Source organism: Agarivorans sp. 2_MG-2023 (assembly GCF_030548085.1).
Lineage (GTDB): Bacteria > Pseudomonadota > Gammaproteobacteria > Enterobacterales > Celerinatantimonadaceae > Agarivorans.
In genome coordinates this window covers 43,909-62,859 of the sequence record NZ_JAUORQ010000010.1, presented here as the reverse complement: position 1 = coordinate 62,859, position 18,951 = coordinate 43,909, and the positions used below count along the sequence as shown (strand labels likewise).

The window sequence follows — 18,951 nt, the reverse complement described above, 5'->3', positions numbered from 1 at the left end:
TCTATGGCAAGACAAGATAGAAATACACTACGTCGCTATTTCCAAAACGGGGCTAAACCTAGTTCCGCACATTTTAACGATTTCATTGAATCGACCTTAAACATGCGTGATGAGGGATTCAGTAAGTCGCCGGATTTTGGCTTAGAGATATCGGCTCAATCCGAAGGAAAGGGCCTATTATCATTCTTTACTAATGCGACAGAGTCTACACCTAATTGGACCTTAAACTATCAGCTAGGTAATAGCTCTACCATGGCATTGCGTGCTTATGATAATAGCACTCCACTGCTCGCGTTTGTTAACTATCAAGCCACCAATGCAGAGTCGGTGGGTCGCTTGGGTATCAACACTCCTTCACCCAATGAAGCTCTAGATGTTAATGGTTTTGTGCAAGCGAAAGGGCTTATTGGCAGTCTCCAGGGCGAGATCCCAGCAGATAGTCAATACCATGATATTACCGATGAGTTAGAAGGCTGTAACGGATTTGAAGTGATGGCTGGGGTTGGAGTGGCGCGTACCGGCATCTATGGATTAGTACATGCCATTGCACTCAATACTTACTACCCACGAAAATGGTACGACAACTTAGTGGCCATTGCTTTCTTTCTTCCATATAGGGTGATACAGCGGGTTATATTTGGTGTAAAGGATCCCCAGTCTAACTTCTATCGTGGACGTCGCGGTATTAGCCAAACTGCCACTCGTTTCGATAAAGGAAGAATAAAACTACGTTGGTTGGCCCGCGGCGAAAAGTACGTTCTGCAAGCAAAAACGGTTTGTAATTGTGATCAAGAGTTAGTGCGCTTAACAGGTGACCAAGAGCACCAAGTTGTATTGCAGTATCACATTAAAAGTTTGTGGAAAGATAACAAGATGTTTGGCAGTAAGCGGCGTAAAGCCGTGGATGAATCTGCTTAATGGAGTACGGTAGTGGGGTCGCTTCTAGCCAAAAAATACTGCCTATTGAGCAGCAAACTGAGCTGCTTGACTATAAAGAACTCTATACGCAAGGTTTGGTCTTAGTTCAGCAGTTGTCAGGTGACAGCTGGACTGACTATAACGTTCATGATCCCGGTGTAACCTTACTTGAACATCTTTGTTTTGCCTTAAGCGATCTCAGTTATCGGGCGAGCTTTTCACCACAAAGCTACTTAAATGACAGTGGAGCAGAGCAGGACTATAACCAATACAATTTATTTGACCACGCAACCGTAAGCAAAATTCATCCAAATAATGGAAACGATTTACGCCAATTGTTGCTAAACGAAATTGATAGCCTTGAAGATGTATTGGTTTTAAGCAAAAACGACTCATCGTTAAACTACCTTAAGCTAACCCTCTATATCAGTATTCGGCCAGACCTTAGCAATAAGATTAGCGAAGCCTTAATAGAACAGACTCGCAGCCAAATACAAGTGCTGTATGCAAAAAATCGTTGTCTTAATCAAGACTTAGATGCGATAGAAATCTGTGAAAACCAGTTTTATCAGTTAAGCGCAGTTGTTGAATTAATCAGTGAATTAGGCCCTGCGGAATTATTAGCTGAAATATACTTTCGCTGTTGTGGTGATTTAACGGAGCACGATAGCCAAAATGAAGACGGTAGCATCACCGTACCATTAAGTGATTTGTACCAAATAGTTGAAAACATTCCCGGTGTCCTTACGAGTAGCGCATTAAGTTTAATCGACAAGCAAGGGTCACGTTGTAGCACCATGGAGCAACATAGTTTTAGTGAAACTGTTCGTATCCGTTTGCCGCAAACCACTCAAGAAATAGCCATTAGCTTACATTACCAAGGTCGAGAGTTAAGTGTTGATTTCGAAGAATTCGCTTTATGTTATCAAGAGCGATTAACCAAATATCAAAGTGAGCACCGGCTCATAGATAAGAAAGAAATACCGACTAAAAAATTTAGCTGTAGTCACAAAAAATTGAATGAATACGTAAGCTTAAGTCAGTGGTTACCGGCTAATTTTCGTGTGGGAGTGAAAAGTTTTCCTCCTGCTAAAGATACCAAGGGGCGAGCTACAGCTTTGCAATTAAAGGGCTATTTAGCCTTATTTGAGTACGTTTTAACGAGTAAGCTTAGCCTGCTAAATGACATTAAATACCTATTTGCACCGAATAACTTTAAGCAAACCCTTGCCTGCTTTGATAAAGATTTACTCAGGGACATAGACCATCTAGCGCCTTTACTAGATGACAAATATACTGATTTCGTAAAACAGCAAGCGGTCAGTGGGCGAGTTAACATTGCTCAGCGTAGCCGTATATTGGACTACCTATTAGCTTTGTATGGTGAGCAGCTCAAGCCGCGCGTTGCATTTGATTATCTGTATTACCATACCGCGCAAGATGCTCCTTTATGCCACCTAAATATGCAGCGTCGAATGCTGCGCCATATCGTTAACGTAAATAAACATCGTTTAAAAGCTACCGATTTATGTGCAACCACATTAGGTGCAGGCCAGATTAGCGGGGTGCAATTAAAAGCCAGTTTGTTATTGGGTTTTGACTACCTTGGTCTTCGGTCATTAAGCTTTGGAGTGTTTAGAAACCACCTAGAGTTGATGCCTGCTAATGGCAATAGCGAACAAAGCGGGATTTATGATGAATCCCCTTCGTTAGCTAGCTACTGTTTGGGTAACCCCTTATCTGAAAACGTTGATTTAACGAACTTTAGTCCCTTGAATCAACACTCTAGCGAATCGGTTAGTTTTACTCAGTTTAATCACTATTTTGGCGCCCTAATAAAAGATGGTCGACTACAAATCCCAGAGAGCGCAGTGGCGTTAATGTTAGGTGAGCAGGCTATTCTGGTGGGAGAGTGCCGGCGGGAAGACATTAAACCGTTTACCGATAACGAACGTGCAGCGGTCGATGAATTCCATCAATTCGAACAAGTGGCTAATCAGCATGTAGACTCAGCGTCAGAGCAAAGCCAGTTTGCAGTAGTATTTCATCATAAAACATGGCAAAACTATTACTTATTAGAAAGCTTTGCCGATTTAGTCACCGCGAAACAAGCCGCCAAGTGTTTGCGAAGCTATTTTGTGCAGCTGAGCTTACAAAGTGAGGGGCTACATGTTTTAGAACACGAACTATTGGCTCGCAGCTTAAGCTCCCAAAAGCTAAGCCAACTAGAGCAGAGTTTGCTTGGTGCCCAAATATCTTTAGTGCTGCCTAACTGGACTGCACGAACTCAAGATCTTCATTTTTGTGAGTATGCGGAACAACAATTACGTGAGTTAGTACCTGCCCATATATACCCTCATATTTTATGGCTCGACATTGGCAAAATGTATCGCTTCGAGCAAGCCTATATTCACTGGCTGTTTGCCTATAGAAATGATGGCCCGAAAGCCGACGCTACCACTAAGCGTGCAGCTGCCGTTATCAGTATTTTAAGCGAGTTTATCTCCGCCGATTGGCAGGGCGGAAGCCATGAATAAAGCTGTTATTCACCACGCTGTTTTTGCTACCCAGTTTAGTTCCGAGCATACTATTGCAGCTTGGGAACTCAGTATGCAGCAATGTATTCAGCAGCAGTTGTTGCCGCAACTAGATAGTTTGCTAACGCAGATGTTTAGCCAGGTAGATATTAGTATTGAGTGCTTAGAGGTGGATTTAGGCCGAGTAGAGGGCAACAATTACCAGCAAGCCTTACTTAGCGCGTTAAACCAAAATCTCCCTGAAGCACTAGCGCCTTTTATTCAAGCTGAGCAAGGGAGATTTAATCAAGCTCAGCTGCAGCTTGAACATCTTGAGCGAGATGTTAAGACCGCTCCTATAGCCGCTGACGTAAGCGAGCTTTTGGTATGGTTTGGACAGCAAGTATGCACGGGAAATAGTCATCAGCTAGCCTTACTAATCAGTGCCAAACAGACTATGAATAGCTTAGTAGCAGCGAATCCGCAACTCATTAGCCAATGCTTAGAAAAATTAACTCACGAGGCGTTAATTACCATTTTGCTTAAATTGGCGGCTAATTTAAGCGCTGCTAATTGGCAGGTATTGCTGAATGAGAACCTTACGCTAAATAAGTTGGGTCATTCTCGTTATGCTCCCTTAGAAAAGTTATGGCAAGGCTTGCTTAAGTCATCACGCTACCAGCCATTTCAGCTCACCATACATTGGCAAGCAGCCTTAAGTGCATATGCTTTAAGTGGCAAACTCACAGCCATTTATCACCTTTTTAGCCAATTAGACGCTAACCTAAGCGCACTACCAAGCGACACCAGCGAATTGAGTAACTTTGTCACGCTGTGCCAACCATTTCAGCCCGCAGCCAGTTTTAGCTTGCACTATTGGCTTCAAGAATTGAGTGAAGCCTTTACAGGGTTAGACAGCCGCAAGCTGGGCCAGTTGTGGCAAGATATTTATCAAGTGCCTTATGAGCAGTTGTTGGTTTTTTTAAGTCAGTTAACACTTAAGCCTCAGCAGATCAGCTGTTTAGTTATAGCCTTAAGTGATGAGCAGTTATTAAGTTTAACCGCGGGTCATAATCACGAGCATAGCGCTTTAGTTAAAGCTTGTTTGCGGGGATTGGTTAGAGGTGAGGTGCAAGCAAGACCAAAGCTTGAGGCTGGCAAGCTTAGTGCAAGTAAAGTAGTTAACGGTAGGGCCAATAACGACGCTGTTAAAGGATTAAGTCGTGGCGATTTTTGGCAGTTAACCTTGAGCTATCAGTTAGTTGACCGCGGAAGTTTACATAATCAAACCAGTTACTTGCGTTATCTTGCCCAGCATCAGGCACAAACTAAGCAATTAGATCTCCATCAAGTGATTCTCGATTTTGCTGAGATCACCGAACAGACCAGTAAGGACCCTCGTTTACTTAGCATTGTTCAAACTCTTAAAATTGAGGCTAAAGGGTTATTACCAAGTGCCAGTGATTACCAGACTCCTAACAATAACATTGAGCTTGCTCCTCAATTTAACTTGCTTAGCGATAACCTTGAGCAAGCTTTCCTGGGCGAGAGGGCTGTCACCCAAACAGCTGAACTAGAGCATTGGTTAAATCATGCCAATGAGGTACAAATTGCGCGTTTGTATTGGCGTTTGTCCAATGCTTTACAAGCAGGCTATAGCTTGTCGCTGTTGCCGGTGGGGCTGGCGCATAGCTTTTTTTCTCGATGTTTTAGCTATGCAGCTCAATTATCAGGATTACCTGATGAGACGATTAAACGGTGTTTACAGGAGTTGAGCCGAGCTAAGCCGCCGATCTTACAGATAGCGCTTAATCGGCTATTACGTGGGGGGAAATCTGAGCTGCAATGGTTGAACTTTGCTCAATGTCCAGGTTTATCGACTCATGCGCTATTGGTTCAACGCTTTAATGACAAGCTCAATCCAGTATTGCAGTCGCTAGTTTTAACTTATAAGGGCAGCGCGAGTAAGGCTCAAACCATCGTGAAGCAAGTGGTTGGTTTAAGTGCCCAGCAGCAAGAATTGCTCGCATTACTCGCTCAACAAAGTAGTAACCATGTACGCCTATGCGAACGCGTTGTCGCAGCGCTTACCTATGATCAATTAACCGACGTATTAGCCTTGTTTGGTGGCTGTATGTCAGAGCTTAATCATGCTGCGTTTAGCTCGTTGCTAAATCAGTGTGCTAAGGCTAATTTGGGAAGCTTGCTTAAATCTCCTCATACTCTTGAAACTACCAGCCGTGTTTATTTGTTATATCAGTCACTTAATCAGAGTAATTTGAGTTTCCTAGCGCTAAGGCATGGTTTTATCGAGTTGCTTAGCGCAATGTTGCCTTTGTCTGTTGCTCAGGTGTATGCGCAGTTAGGACATACTGCTGCACCTTTTGGCCAAATTATTTGCCCTAGCTTGTACAATTGGGGAAAAGAGCGGCGGGATGACAAAGTTCCGATGTCACTTAGTGCTTTGCCAATGGATAGTTTTTCATTTGAGTTAACCGTAAAACAAAGCCAATCACTTGAACAATGGTGTAAAGCGTTAAGTATACAAGCGCGATCCGAACTGCAAGTTGTACTAAGTAGTGTTAATCCTGAAGGGAGTTTATTGTTCAAGCTTGCAAGTCAGCTAAGCAACCCTCAGGTCGACTTATTAGTCTCTATTTTGGGCGGGGTGCAGCTCACGAGTTTTAGCCATAGCGCAAATGCATTGGTTGATGAACTGAGTTTTTTTGCGGATAACGCGAATTACCTGCAGCAACTACGTAAAACCACTTTGTTGTATCTATTGTTCAATGACCAACCTAGGTCCGTTCCTAGTGAGGCGCAATGCCAAGCTTTAATGTTAAGTGCTCTGTCTGCAGGTTTGGGGTTAAAGCCAGAACAATTAACCGCTGATTTTAATGCGCTTAAGCATTGGGCAACGGCACGCTGCGATGCCGCTGCGTTGCTTACACTGATTAAAAATCAGCGTGCTAGCCCTTCTGTTCCGCGTTGGACTAAAGCAAACATTGTTGGCAGTACCGATTTGCTTGGCCCGATTAATCCGCTGGTCCCGCAGATTAATTTGGCTAAAAGCAGTCAAGTTAGTGCTCTACTGCCACAGCCAAGGTTAGGGTTAATCGATGGTATATTCACTCAACAATACTCAGCGTTACCGTTGGAATTAGTAAGTCGCTTAAGTGGGCGCTTTAATCTTTTAGCAAAACAAAGTTTTGGTGCTTATTGCCACTATGCCCGTTGGCGGAAACAGTTACTAAATCGCTATACGATTCCAAACTTACTTCAGTTGCTTAGTAGGGTGTATTGGCCACAGGATGAGCTTGAAACCATTCTTAAGTTGCCGTCACTGGCTAGCAATGGGGAATCAGCTTTACCTTGGCAAAAATTACTGGCTAGCCTTAATAGTGGTGCTTATTCTACTCCGCAGTTAATGGACGAGTTACTGCAAAACTTAAGCTGGAAAAAGTACAGTAATTGGCAAGCCGTAATTGAAGGCCTATACCAGCAGTGTGGGGTTAGTCGCCAGCAAGCATGGCGTAAAGCTGCTGGCATTAATGAAGCGCTAGTCACAAAGCCCAAAGCCTGTGTAATCCATAGTGAGTCACCGCACCAGTTACAGATCCAGCAACAACTTAGCAAAGCTTTTAGCGAAGCAATACAACAAGGTGCGTTAACGACTAAAGGTTTAGATGTTCTTACGCAGCTCGACGAGAGTTCACCAATACTCGCTTATCAACAGATCCACCGCTTAGTGCGGTCTGCAAATCATATTCGAGACTTAGATAAACCAAATGTTCAGTTGGGCTTGTTGGCAATACTAAATAACGCAGGGTTAACAACCGCTAAGCAGCAACATTTGTTAGCACGTGGTTTGGCGAATGAGTTAAGCCATCTAGAAATGGGTGCTATACAACAGGCTGTATTTGATATTTGTCCTAGTGATTCAGCCACCGACATCCATCGTTTAGAGAAAGTACCCGATCAGCTTAGGTCTATGCTAGAGCAGTTTGATAGAACGCCAATTGTGGCAATTGATACTGCTGAACCAATGTTAATAAGCTCGCTCCTGAAAACCCTTGAGAGTAGTCCCTCTCGATTTATCAAGGAATACCAACAAGCACTTAGCCAACTAGGATTTAAACAACAATTTGCCAAAGCTTTAGAGTCTGCTGAGCATCTTGAACTGTTTTGTCAGGCAATGCCTTTATCGTTGCTGCCCAGTTTGTTAAGTGACATTACTTCGAGTGATGTAAATGTCGCGATGGCGTGTATTCAGCGCTTATCTTTTGTGCAAAATCACTTGGGGTGGATGTCGGTAAATTTAAGTGATGTGGTCGCTGTGCGTTGTTTAAGTCAGTACTTTTTAGTGGCTGGTTTTAGCTTTACTCTGCCGCGATTTATGGCCTGTTATTTAGCCGCATTGGCACAGTTAAGTCATCAAACTTACCTGCGAGTATCTGACTCACGGGCTGAGTTGGTCAAAGGTTTGCGGTTGGCCGAAAATGTCTGCCAATCTAATCATAACGCTCCAGTTATCCCTTCCCATACCACAGCAGATATTGAACAAGCATTGTATGAGGTAGTGAAGCAACAATTGACTGCCGCGAGTACTGATAAAATTACCGATGTGGATGCCACCCTCATTCAGAGTGACCCGCTAGTGCCTGTGGCCAACAGCGAACCAGAACCGATACAACAAGCGGTGCTAAGCAATGCCGGTTTAGTGTTATTGGCCCCATTTATACCCATGCTGTTTGAGCGTTTGCATTTAGTGGAAAAGCAACAATTTGTTAGTCCGCTTAGCCAGCAATTGGCGGTAAATGTGCTGCAGCATCTGCTTGGTATTGACGACTATAGCGATACTGATTTGAGTTTAAATAAACTCATTTGCGGAATGGAGATTGCTTCTCCTGTCGTATGCTCTCCAGCCAGTGAGGAGCATAAACCCTTGCTAGAAAGTTTATTAAACGAAGCTGTTCGCCAATGGAGTGCATTAGGTAAAACCAGCGTAATGGGGTTGCGCGATAGTTTTTTGTTACGCAACGGGGTGTTGTCTCGACAAGAGGAATTATGGCAGTTACAGGTAGAGGTTAAACCCTACGACATGCTGCTGGATAAACTGCCTTGGGGTTATGGCATGGTTAAATTCTCATGGATGAAATCTGCTATTCAGGTTAACTGGCGTGATTAGCAAAAGGATAAGAGCTTGATTCAAATTCAACAAATTGCACAACAGTATTTAGCAACAGCGGAGCAATCTCAAGCGATTAGCCAATTAAACGCAGTGGTACTGGGTGCAGAGGTGGCATGGTTTACCGCCGTACTAGAAGCGCGAATGCTGCATTATTTTGAAAAGGATCACGCCTTGGATATTAGTGACTTAGCGGCACCAGACTTAAGTGAAAGCCAATCCCTATATGCGCAATTTGTGTTGCAAAATCAGTTTAACCAGTGGCAGCGGTTGGCCTTGATATTGGCGATGCTGCCGCATATTAAACCTGAAGCTTTAGACTTGTTTTACATTAAAAATCGGCAGTTAGATAAGCGTTACCCTGAATTTGGCGGGTGGAATGGTAAATCTCATTCGGGTTTTTTACCTACAATAGAAACTTTTTTGTTTGTTGTTGCTGGTGGCGATCTAGTCCGTCGCTTTAGCGCATTAGCCGAATTTGATGACGAATCCCCTTTAGTAAAGTATCGCGTTATATCCCTTAATAGTGAGCACCAAGATGAGCCGTTTACTGCGGCAGCTTTGCGCTTAAGTGGCGAATACCTCACTGCTTTTACGACCGGGATGTTGCATAAACCGCATTATAGTAGTGCATTTCCCGCCAAGCGCTTAACTACGCCCTTAGAGTGGCAAGATTTAGTATTACCTTCGCGCGTAATGGAAGAAATTAACCAATTGCTTAGTTGGATTAGCCATCAGCGGCAAATCATGCAAATGGATATAGCTAAAAATTTGAAGCCTGGATTTCGGGCTTTACTTTACGGCCCTCCGGGTACCGGTAAATCACTCACTGCTGCCTTAGTGGGTAAGCATTGTGACATGGATGTATATCGAGTCGACTTGTCAGCTTTAGTATCAAAATACATTGGCGAAACCGAGAAAAACTTAGCGGGCGTATTTGACCAAGCGGAATCAAAAAATTGGATCCTCTTTTTTGATGAGGCCGATGCCTTATTTGGCGCACGTACCCAAACACAATCCTCTAATGATCGTCATGCGAACCAAGAAGTGGCTTATTTGCTGCAACGAATCGAGGATTTTCCAGGGGTGGTGATTCTAGCGTCCAACATTAAAGACAATATAGACATTGCTTTTATTCGTCGTTTTCAAGCGGCTATTTACTTCCCAATGCCGGACGCAAAACTACGTCAAACTCTTTGGCAAAACATGCTCGGCGAACAAAATTGCCAACAGCGCGAGTTTGACTTATCTGAGTTGGCCGATTCCTATCAACTGTCTGGAGGGGCGATGACCAACGTAGTTAGAAACAGCGCTTTACTGGCAATTAGGCAAGGACGAAACCAGTTATCTAGCGAAGATATACATGAAAGTGCGCAGCGAGAAATGCGTAAAGAAGGGAAATCTATTTAATGAATAAACTCAAAGTAATCACCTTTAGCGTGGTAATGGTTGGTTTATTTACCGGCTGCTACAGCTATAGTGCCTTAGCTGAACAAGCTTCAGAAAATGCTGCTACACCTGCCATTGCTGCACAGACTACACTCAGCGAGCCAGCAGGGATCGCTGGTGATACCTCTAGTCAAGCAGATACGACTTTAACAGACAGTGCAGTGCCATTGGCAAAACAAAACAGGAATAATTCCGTCACTTTAACTATTACTGTTAGTAACAATAATGGTCAGCCAATACTAATAAACAAAGCGGAAGATGGTGAAACAGCAAACCAACCACCAAACAACAGCAAATCTAGTGGCAACGCTAAAACAGAAAGCCAAGGGGATGGCTCAACATTAGATAACTCTATCCTTATCGAATCTAGTGGCAATATTGCCAAGTTAACAGGTGACACCAACAGTGCTAGTGCTGTTGATACCAATAAGCTGAGCAGTATCAACGAGGTTGCCACTTTAGATACTCAACAGCCGATACTAAGTTGTAAGAAGGCCACGGCTTCAGCTACTAAACTAAGTAAATGGCAAACTATGTTGATTCAAGTGGGCTTGTATTTGGAGCACCATCGCTATTCTGATAACAAGCAAGCTAAACAAGACTTTAAATATTTAAGTGATGGTATTGGTGAAGGAGTCACTAAGAATTGGCTAGCTAGATACTGTCAACATTTACCGATAGAGCAACAGAGCGATGTGATTAATACGCTGTATCTGTCGGGATCGTTTCAAACATTATCAACACAGTGCCAAAAATTGCTAATGACTGATTACAAAGTATGGGGGGATAAAACATTTCAACAGTTTTTAGCTATGTGCATTTCTCCTTCACCCACTCAGCCCGATAATGTGAGTAGTGACTATTATCAGTTTGTTGCTTGTAAAGACGGTGAGCCACAAACCCACTGCATTGCCCCTGAAAACTACCCTGCATCAGCACTAAGCACATTAGATGAACAAGACAATTATTTTGCTACTTTTGGCGGTTTAATCGCCCAGCTAAAAAGTGCTAATACGGGCTTTGATGACCAACAATTAACCAGCTTACAGAGTCAAACAAGGCGAGACTTTCCCGCAGTGCTACCAGAGATTCCATTATTTTATTCTGATTGTGGTTGTGTGCACGAAGAGTATTTTGAAACTCACCGTTATGCTTATTTCCCCGCTAGTCGTTTACTTGTAGAACCCACAAAAGAAATAGAAGTAGCCAATGACGCCTTAGTGCTACCACCAATTATCGATCTTCCCTACAGCAATATGTCACGCATTGCCTTCGACCGAGTGGTTATTGAGGAAGATGGTAGTGGTACGTTTAACGGGTGGCAAGAGATTAGTCGCAGCTTTATTCGTGAAGCGCATAGGCATAATACCGAAGTGGATGTATTACTTAACTTTAAGCAATGGCGCATGGCCAAGGCCACAACCCTGCAAAAACAAATGGATTCTGTGAAGCAGTATTGGCTAGAAAGCTCGAATACCACGTTGTGGGATAAATTGGTCAGTATTAGTAGCGATGTAGATGGTCTAAATATACTGTTCGAAGACCTATACCCGCATGTTCAGACTAGTGAATCATGGGGAAATCTTGCTGAGCAAGATGCTGAGGCCATTAACCAGTATATTAGTACGCTGTTAACGCTCACCCGTGCAAATACAGGTTTGGCTAAGAAGGTAGAACTAAGCCTAACTCTCGATTTAGCCGCTTGCCTCATTGACAGTGATTGTGTAGAAGGCTATTTACCCCATTTTTGGAACACTCTTGATGTATGCCCTTCTATAGAGGCAGGTAGTGGCCAATTTGAGCGCTGCCCCAATGGAGATATTCCGCTGAAATTTATTATGGTTACTGTATCGGGAAATGCCGCAGAAGACAGTAATCGCCTGTTCAACAGTTACGACAAAGCATTTCATGGACAAACTAAAGGCAATTTATTGATTAAAACACTTCCTGTAGTAAGCCCTGCTATATTGTATCAAGAGGAACTAAACTCAGACCCAAGCACTAAACCCTACAGCGCGCCATTTAAACAAGCGGTGTACTTTGGAAAGTATGTATTGGGAGGCAATGCGTACTGGCCTTTAGCCAAAGCGCATAGTAGTGAGATTCAAGCGCTTATTTATCAGTCTGTTCATGAAGATACCACTACACCATTTGCCCGCACATTGGTGTTAGAGGCGCAACAAAGTACCGGCGTAGATATTTGTAAGTATGTATGTACTGGCCGAGAAATTTATCGTCCAGCTTTTGTGGTCTATTTGCTATTCATGGTGTTTATTACGGTGTTGCGCTCGGAGTCCTGCGTAATGTGTGGCGTGATAGAGCGTTACTTTAGTGTTTACATTGTCATGTGGTTAGTATTGGTGGCGATGTTTATTGCATGGTTAGGCTGTGATGAGTTATGGAATGAACTACAGCAAGAAGTTTTGTTTATCGGATTTGTTGGTTTAGCCTTACTGTGTGTATTGCAGTTAGTAAACAAACGAGAGGGGCCGTTACCCTAGGTTTTTAAGTGGAAAGTTAAAGCTGAAAATCGAACCGGACAGTTAATGCCCAATTAAGGAGATATAAACATGGCTCAAAGTACCAAAGTATCAGTTGTTAGGCAAAGCGATGACTACCAAAGTTCTAGTACTCAAAGGACTTTGGTTAATGATACGCGTAGTGGGTTGCGTCAGCTACAGCAAGTGCAACAAGCTGCTAATAACAGCCGAAATTCAAATAAATTGGCTCAGTTAAAGCACCGTATTGCACCGGCATCTGGTATAGCGAGTCAAGCTATTCAAAAAGCCAATAAAACGGGTTTACCTGATAACTTAAAATCGGGCATGGAAAATTTATCAGGCATGAGTCTAGATAATGTAAAGGTACACTATAACTCGCCTAAACCTGCCGCTGTGCAAGCTCATGCGTATGCGCAAGGTAATGACATTCATTTAGGGGCAGGCCAAGAGAAGCATCTACCTCACGAATTAGGCCATGTGGTACAGCAAGCGCAGGGTAGAGTCAATGCGACTACCAGCATGGGTGGAATGGCAGTAAATGATAACCCTTCATTAGAGCATGAGGCTGATGTAATGGGGGCGAAAGCTTTGCAAATGCAAAGCAAACCTGAATGCTGATTGAGCTATCTAAAATCACTAGAGCGCTCAAGTTTCTTTAAGTTGAGCTTTTACTAAAGCCATTTTATCCATTATATATCGTTATCTTCTGGGCTTGGCTCCAACTCCAATTGCTGCAGTGCAATTACCGCTTGGGTGCGATTTTTAACGTTAAGTTTGCGGAAAATAGCTGTAACATGCGCCTTAATAGTAGCTTCAGATACACTGAGTTCGTAAGCAATTTGTTTGTTTAGCAAACCTTCGTTCAGCATGACTAATACTTTGTATTGCTGTGGTGTGAGGCTGGCTAAGCGCTCGGCGAGAGGGTCTTCTTCTACTTGGCTGGTAAAATCGATACCGGCTGGAAACCAATCGTCGCCTTCCATAATGTGTTGAATAGCGGCAACTAGCTGCTGCAATGGCGTTGATTTAGGTATAAAGCCCGTCGCGCCCAATTGCTTGGCTTTTTGTACTACGCTGGTTTCTTCACTGGCCGAAATCACCACAATAGGTAGCTCGGGGTATTGGCCATGTAAATGGGTAAATGCCGAGAAACCATTAGCACCAGGCATTTTTAAATCGAGTAGTAATAAGTCGGGGTCACGCTCTAGGTCTAAGAGCTTGAGTAGGTCGTTAACATTCTCAGCTTCTAGTAACTGAGCATCGGGAACTGCAGTTTGCACTGCTTGCTGAAGAGCACTACGAAACAAGGGGTGGTCATCAGCGATAATGATCTTGTAAGTATCTTCCATAGCGAGGGTTTTCTGCCTTTTTTTTGACCATAGCACCAAGCCCTCACGGATTCAATTTGCTTACTAATTAACTGTGAAGGCCGAGCAAAGTTCCCATGCCAAGCAGGGTTGATCCGCTAAAGCGATTTACCCATTGTTGATAACGTTGCAGCTTAACTTGTACTCGATGATGCGAAAGAATTCGCACGATTACGTACCAAAGCAGGGCGGTTTCGAGCAGCAAGGCTGCACCCAAAATCAGCTTTTCGCTAAGCAAAGTATCGCTGCCAATAAACTGGCTAAATACGCTAACCACAAACACTAAAATTTTAGGATTGAGTAAGTTACAAGCAACGCCACTAAGCACCACTTTTTTAGCTCGTTTGGGTTGTGGCTCTCCGGCTAGTTCAATTAGCTCTGACCGGCTAAATAAGGTTTTTAAACCAAGAAATACTAAAAAGCCAGCGCCGCTCCAACGCAAAATTTCGAACAGCAAGGGCGATTGTTTGATAAGGATAGACAGCCCACCAATAGCTAGGCTGATATGAATGCTAAAGCCTAGCAATACACCCATCACGCATAGTGCGGCTTGGCGTTTACCACTACTGGCATTGCGCAATACCATTACCATATCTGGGCCAGGGCTTAACATGCCAAGAAGATTAATTAATAAAAGAGCGCTGAGGGCTTCTAACACGGGCCATCCCTGAAACTGGAAGTCGAAAACTGGCGCTAGTGTAAGAAGCAACGCTGACTAGATAAATGGAATTATTGTTATTTAAAGTATTCCAAAATGGAATTAAGTTTATCTAAACGAGTTATTGTAGAAAATGTGAGCTGAGTTTTTGTAGCGCTGCTTAAGTTGATATGGGTTAATTTGTTTTTGGGTAGGCAGTGATAATTTTTGGTTAGTAGGTAAACTACGCCATGCAGTTATTGCTAAGGCAATCGATGTTTAGCTAAACAAAGTTAAGGGAAGAGCGTGCAAACAGCTGATGTATCAATTAACAAATATTTACTCTGGTTTTCGCTGGTGTATTTCGCCAGCTCCTTAGTATTTGGCATGGTGGTGTCTTACTTAGATTTAGAAACCAATAGCTTTTTAGGCCTTATTATTTTGATGCTGTCGGCTTTAATAACTGTTCAGCTATTTGTAAACGATCATCGCCGGGTACTTACTCGGCGTGAACTGCGGTATTTAAGTTTTTGGTCTTGGTTAGCGTCGGTGCTTATTTCTGTGATCGAGTTGCTGGCGGTGTTTGCTTATTCTTTCTACGAGATTTACGGCATGATTGCTTGGTTAGATGTGCAAGCAGAACTGTCAGCTTTATTATTTGAACTGTCTATCGACTTACATGCTCTTTATGCGATTATTGCAGTTGTATTGTTAGTATTTTGGGGCTTAACACGCTTAGCTTATGGCTTTGCGAATAAAGCATTTACTAAGCAATTAGCCAGAACAGATCCACTTTAGGCTTCAATTTTGGTTTAATTTGGGTAGGGGCAATGTCTACAGCCATTGCCGCAGCATGTGCCGCGCTTAAGGTGATACCAGGCACTAAGCACCATGAAACCATTCTCTGTTGTGTAATCTAGATGCTCTCGAAGTTTGCTTGATGCCTCGCCTATAGGGCGATAGCGCGCTGCTTGTGCTAACATTTCGGCATGTGGTGTACTGGCAATTAACCGTTCTAGTTTAACCGCCAGTTTTTTAGATAAACAGCCTTGGCAGAAACAAGCATCGCCGGTTAAACCCAGCGTAACCGGCAATATTGTGGGCATTTTCATACACCAGCATTGTGCATTTGCGGTGCAGGCGAGTGATTCCCCGCAGCCCGGGCAGATAGACGAAGAGGGTGTAGTTGATTTAGGTTTATTCATGGTGGCCTAATTAGGCGATACTTGATATTCGCCAGCATAAACAATTTCGCTACTTCCGCCTATGTTTCCCTGTTAAACCTCACCCTCTATTTTTCGCTGGTTTACCAAGAACTGCACCGTTTGTTCAATTACCTGTGGGTCTTTAAGGATCTTAAAATGGCCTAAACCTTGGGTCTGGTAGTGGTTAGCGGCTGTCCAGCGCTGCTCAATTTGCTTGAATTGTTGTTGAGCCACTTCTTGGTCTTGATCATCACTGATCAACAAACCTTTGGTGGTTTGCGGCACCAAACGCTCTACGGTAAATAACTGCCAAGGATCGTCGCCCGCCAACAAGTTCTGCATTTTTTCGCCCACTTGTTGTTGAAACGAGGCTTTAAGCCCACGACTTAAGTTAAGTAGCTTGGCGTAGGTATTAAACATTTCTTGAACGTTTAAGTGTGGCGCTAGCATCACAATATTGTTGGTGGTAAACCCTCGCTGCTGAGCGGTGGTAGTAGCCATCGCCCCAAAGGAGTGAGCTAATACGCAGTGCACTGGGGCATATTGCTGAGCAATCGCGCTGAGGCTGTCGCTAAAATCAAGCAAGTGGCTATGTTTGTCTGTATGCATGCCATGACCAGGGGCGTCAAATGCTGCAACTTGGTATCCAGCCTCCACCAATGGTTTTACAAAATGACGAAATTGAATCCCACTGCCACTCCAACCGTGTAAACACACCACCAAAGGCCCACTTCCCCAAAAGTGTAGAGCCACTTTATGTTGGTTTACATTGATAGAGTGCACTTGCTCGGCACTTTGCCAAAACTGCTGAGCCTTAGGGCTAGGTTTACGTTTAAACACTCTAAACCACAAATTGGCGAGTTGAGCTCCCGCCCAACGTTGATGGCAATACCCCGCCAAGTTGAATAACAAACCTGCTGCTTGGTAACTCAGCGGTACCACACGTTTGTGGCGCTTACCTGCAAGGGCATGATTAATATCGGTACTCGCTTTTGCTGTTTCGCTATTAATCGGTGTTGGTTCTTGAGAGATGGGCTGATTCATTTTATGGCTCCATGCGACTGAGTGGCTAGTATGCCGATTGCTAGAACACAAAATAAGTGTCATATTTGCCAATGTAATGGTGAAATTGGACATGAGATGAAAGCCGCAATTTTATTAATGGATAACTGTTTTGGCACAGGTATTAACGGTATTTTAGACGCCCTAATTGCCGCCAACTACAGCTTAATCAAGTCTGGTGCGCAGCCTTTATTTGAGTGGGAGTTAGTGTCTTTAGACGGCAATAGTGTGCGACCCACCAATGGTTTACGCATTGATGCCGATTGTGATTTAGCCAGTTTTGTCGCGCGTGGCGATAAACCCGATATTTGGATTATTCCCGGTATTTATCAGTCGGCCAGTAACTTTGGTAAGGTGCAGGCGGCAATGCAAAAAAGTGAAGTAATGGTACCGGTACTGCAACAACACATGGCCGAAGACAAGATGATTGTTTGCATGTGCACCGGAGCGTTTTTACTGGCCCAAGCCAATTTACTGGGAAAGAACCCTGCGCTAATGCATTGGCGTAATGAACACCATTTTCGTCAAGCTTTCCCTACGCTCACCATTGATAGTCAAAACACCATTGCTGAGTATCACAATTTGTTGTGCTCAATTGGCGGCAGCATGGCTTATGAGTACCTAGTGTTGCGTTTAATTGGTCGTTTTGCGGGACATCAAACGGCAATTAACACTGCTAAGTTATTGATGATGGATTTAAACGCACCGCCTGCCGCGCCTTATCGGGCGACTCACTTCAAACCTGAACACCAAGATGCGTTAGTGCAACAGGCGCAATTGTATTTGCAACGTAATAGTAGCGAAGAACTGAACATGGTGGGATTAGCCGAGGAACTGAATATTAGTGATCGCCAGCTAAAGCGCCGTTTTGCAGCTGCCTTAGCTTGTTCACCACTGCAGTACTTGCAACAGGTGAGGGTGAATCAAGCCTGTAATTTGTTAGAGGCAACTCAGCTGCCGAGTAGCAAAATTGTACTAGAAGTGGGCTACAAAGACGAAAGTAGCTTCCGCCGATTATTTAAAAAGCAGATGGCAATGACCATGGAAACCTATCGCCAGCAATTTGGCATTATGGCTCACAGTATTTCAGCATAAGAACAGTTGCTTTATTAAGCCTTTAATTTGTTCGTGTAAGTGCTTACTTACGTCTTGATTAAGTCATTGCTTGGTGTATCTGCTGCCTAAACCAAGAGTGCGCTGGATCGTGATGATTACGGTGATGCCAAATTAGCGAGTACTCAAAATTTTCTACAGTAAAAGGTAAATCAACGATCGCCAGTGGTCGCTGTTTTACTAACTGCTGGGCAATCTTTGCTGGCAAAGTAAGAATAAAACGCGTTTCGCTAAGTATTTGAACGGTCGCTGGATAAGACGATGCACGAAACTGTATTTGTCGCTGAAACCCTTGTTGCTGTAAGTACCGGTCAATGTGGCTATTTTTGTCCGCCCCGGTGGTAATAATGGCATGAGGATAGCGACAATAATCAGCGACACTAGGCGTGTTAAGGGCTAAATAGGGGTGCTGTTGGTGCATTAAACACACTAAGCGATCGGTACCTAAAGTAGTGGCATGTAACTCGGTACTGTCTTTAGGCGGTAGTGTCATGCCTAAATCTACTTCACCACTGTGCAGTAACCGATTGGTGGTGTGATCCCAGTTGCACAGTTCTATATTAAGCTGCGGCGCTTGCTCATAGATTAAGCCTAGTACCTTAGGTGGTAAGTGTTCACTAACATAGTCAGAGGTAGCAATGGTAAAGGTGCGCTGGCAGAGGCTGGGCTCAAAAACCTGTTGATGTAACAGGTTTTCTACTGAATCCAACAGGGGAGCCACTTGGGCTTTTAGCTCTAAGCCTTTAGGTGTGGCTTGTAATTGGCCCTGCACACGTACCAACAATGGGTCGCCAAACACTTCGCGTAATTTGGCTAAATGCTTGCTCATGGCAGATTGGCTTAAATGCATTTTCTCAGCCGCGCGAGTTACGCTTTGCTCTTGCAGAAGGTAATACAAAGCGCTGAGTAAATTTAGATTTATTTTGCCAAGTTGCATGGGGTGTTCCTGTTATGAAGTGTTTAGCTTACTCGGGCTGGTGTTTTGTGTATAGCGG

The 18,951-nt window shown here is 43.7% G+C and carries 13 protein-coding genes; 8 read left to right on the top strand and 5 right to left on the bottom strand.

What is annotated here, in order from left to right; translation table 11 throughout:
- Positions 1–3: 3 nt before the first annotated feature.
- From Q4549_RS15400 to Q4549_RS15375, 6 genes are all read left to right on the top strand, one after another.
- Positions 4–918: a hypothetical protein gene (locus tag Q4549_RS15400; protein ID WP_303553366.1), complete on the top strand. Its 915-nt coding sequence runs from the start codon at positions 4–6 to the stop codon at positions 916–918.
- Entirely contained in the window at positions 918–3,455 is a 2,538-nt protein-coding gene (locus Q4549_RS15395) for a hypothetical protein (protein ID WP_303553367.1), read from the top strand. Before Q4549_RS15400 ends, Q4549_RS15395 begins: the two co-directional genes overlap by 1 nt.
- Positions 3,448–8,622, top strand: a complete 5,175-nt coding sequence (locus Q4549_RS15390; protein WP_303553368.1) for a contractile injection system tape measure protein — start codon at positions 3,448–3,450, stop codon at positions 8,620–8,622. The genes Q4549_RS15395 and Q4549_RS15390 overlap by 8 nt, the downstream gene beginning before the upstream one ends.
- A 15-nt stretch (positions 8,623–8,637) precedes the next feature.
- Complete coding sequence (locus tag Q4549_RS15385) at positions 8,638–10,032, top strand: ATP-binding protein (RefSeq protein WP_303553369.1); 1,395 nt, start codon at positions 8,638–8,640, stop codon at positions 10,030–10,032.
- Positions 10,032–12,572 carry a hypothetical protein gene (locus tag Q4549_RS15380; RefSeq protein ID WP_303553370.1) on the top strand — a complete coding sequence of 847 codons (2,541 nt, stop codon included), beginning with the start codon at positions 10,032–10,034 and terminating at the stop codon, positions 12,570–12,572. The genes Q4549_RS15385 and Q4549_RS15380 overlap by 1 nt, the downstream gene beginning before the upstream one ends.
- Positions 12,573–12,641: 69 nt before the next feature.
- Positions 12,642–13,190, top strand: coding sequence for a DUF4157 domain-containing protein (locus Q4549_RS15375; RefSeq protein WP_303553371.1), 549 nt, complete (start codon positions 12,642–12,644; stop codon positions 13,188–13,190).
- Positions 13,191–13,261: 71 nt separating this feature from the next.
- Here the strand turns inward: Q4549_RS15375 and Q4549_RS15370 are convergent, their stop codons facing one another.
- Both Q4549_RS15370 and Q4549_RS15365 read right to left on the bottom strand, forming a co-directional pair.
- Complete coding sequence (locus Q4549_RS15370) at positions 13,262–13,921, bottom strand: response regulator transcription factor (protein ID WP_303553372.1); 660 nt, start codon at positions 13,919–13,921, stop codon at positions 13,262–13,264.
- A 67-nt stretch (positions 13,922–13,988) separates the two neighbouring features.
- Entirely contained in the window at positions 13,989–14,597 is a 609-nt protein-coding gene (locus Q4549_RS15365; RefSeq protein WP_303515763.1) for a LysE family translocator, read from the bottom strand.
- Positions 14,598–14,882: 285 nt separating this feature from the next.
- On the opposite strand from Q4549_RS15365, the gene Q4549_RS15360 reads away from it, so the two are divergent.
- Positions 14,883–15,374 (top strand): ABZJ_00895 family protein, encoded by a 492-nt coding sequence (locus Q4549_RS15360; RefSeq protein ID WP_303553373.1) that lies wholly within the window; start codon positions 14,883–14,885, stop codon positions 15,372–15,374.
- Between the two features lie 14 nt (positions 15,375–15,388).
- Here Q4549_RS15360 and Q4549_RS15355 read toward each other — a convergent pair whose 3' ends face one another.
- Together Q4549_RS15355 and Q4549_RS15350 are read right to left on the bottom strand one after the other, a co-directional pair.
- Positions 15,389–15,682 carry a DUF5522 domain-containing protein gene (locus Q4549_RS15355; protein ID WP_303553374.1) on the bottom strand — a complete coding sequence of 98 codons (294 nt, stop codon included), beginning with the start codon at positions 15,680–15,682 and terminating at the stop codon, positions 15,389–15,391.
- Positions 15,683–15,853: 171 nt separating this feature from the next.
- Positions 15,854–16,825: an alpha/beta fold hydrolase gene (locus Q4549_RS15350; RefSeq protein ID WP_303553375.1), complete on the bottom strand. Its 972-nt coding sequence runs from the start codon at positions 16,823–16,825 to the stop codon at positions 15,854–15,856.
- A gap of 96 nt (positions 16,826–16,921) precedes the next feature.
- Here Q4549_RS15350 and Q4549_RS15345 point away from each other — a divergent pair, with 96 nt between their 5' ends.
- Positions 16,922–17,938 carry a GlxA family transcriptional regulator gene (locus tag Q4549_RS15345; protein WP_303553376.1) on the top strand — a complete coding sequence of 339 codons (1,017 nt, stop codon included), beginning with the start codon at positions 16,922–16,924 and terminating at the stop codon, positions 17,936–17,938.
- Positions 17,939–17,996: 58 nt separating this feature from the next.
- Here the strand turns inward: Q4549_RS15345 and Q4549_RS15340 are convergent, their stop codons facing one another.
- Positions 17,997–18,893 (bottom strand): LysR family transcriptional regulator, encoded by an 897-nt coding sequence (locus tag Q4549_RS15340; RefSeq protein WP_303553377.1) that lies wholly within the window; start codon positions 18,891–18,893, stop codon positions 17,997–17,999.
- Positions 18,894–18,951: the final 58 nt, after the last annotated feature.

What these genes read in the sequence shown, in the direction of transcription:
- Q4549_RS15400 (WP_303553366.1), top strand. Translation starts at nt 4, where the DNA reads ATGGCAAGACAAGATAGAAATACACTACGTCGCTATTTCCAAAACGGG.
- Q4549_RS15395 (WP_303553367.1), top strand. Translation starts at nt 918, where the DNA reads ATGGAGTACGGTAGTGGGGTCGCTTCTAGCCAAAAAATACTGCCTATT.
- Q4549_RS15390 (WP_303553368.1), top strand. Translation starts at nt 3,448, where the DNA reads ATGAATAAAGCTGTTATTCACCACGCTGTTTTTGCTACCCAGTTTAGT.
- Q4549_RS15380 (WP_303553370.1), top strand. Translation starts at nt 10,032, where the DNA reads ATGAATAAACTCAAAGTAATCACCTTTAGCGTGGTAATGGTTGGTTTA.
- Q4549_RS15375 (WP_303553371.1), top strand. Translation starts at nt 12,642, where the DNA reads ATGGCTCAAAGTACCAAAGTATCAGTTGTTAGGCAAAGCGATGACTAC.
- Q4549_RS15370 (WP_303553372.1), bottom strand. Translation starts at nt 13,921, where the DNA reads ATGGAAGATACTTACAAGATCATTATCGCTGATGACCACCCCTTGTTT.
- Q4549_RS15355 (WP_303553374.1), bottom strand. Translation starts at nt 15,682, where the DNA reads ATGCCCACAATATTGCCGGTTACGCTGGGTTTAACCGGCGATGCTTGT.
- Q4549_RS15350 (WP_303553375.1), bottom strand. Translation starts at nt 16,825, where the DNA reads ATGAATCAGCCCATCTCTCAAGAACCAACACCGATTAATAGCGAAACA.
- Q4549_RS15345 (WP_303553376.1), top strand. Translation starts at nt 16,922, where the DNA reads ATGAAAGCCGCAATTTTATTAATGGATAACTGTTTTGGCACAGGTATT.
- Q4549_RS15340 (WP_303553377.1), bottom strand. Translation starts at nt 18,893, where the DNA reads ATGCAACTTGGCAAAATAAATCTAAATTTACTCAGCGCTTTGTATTAC.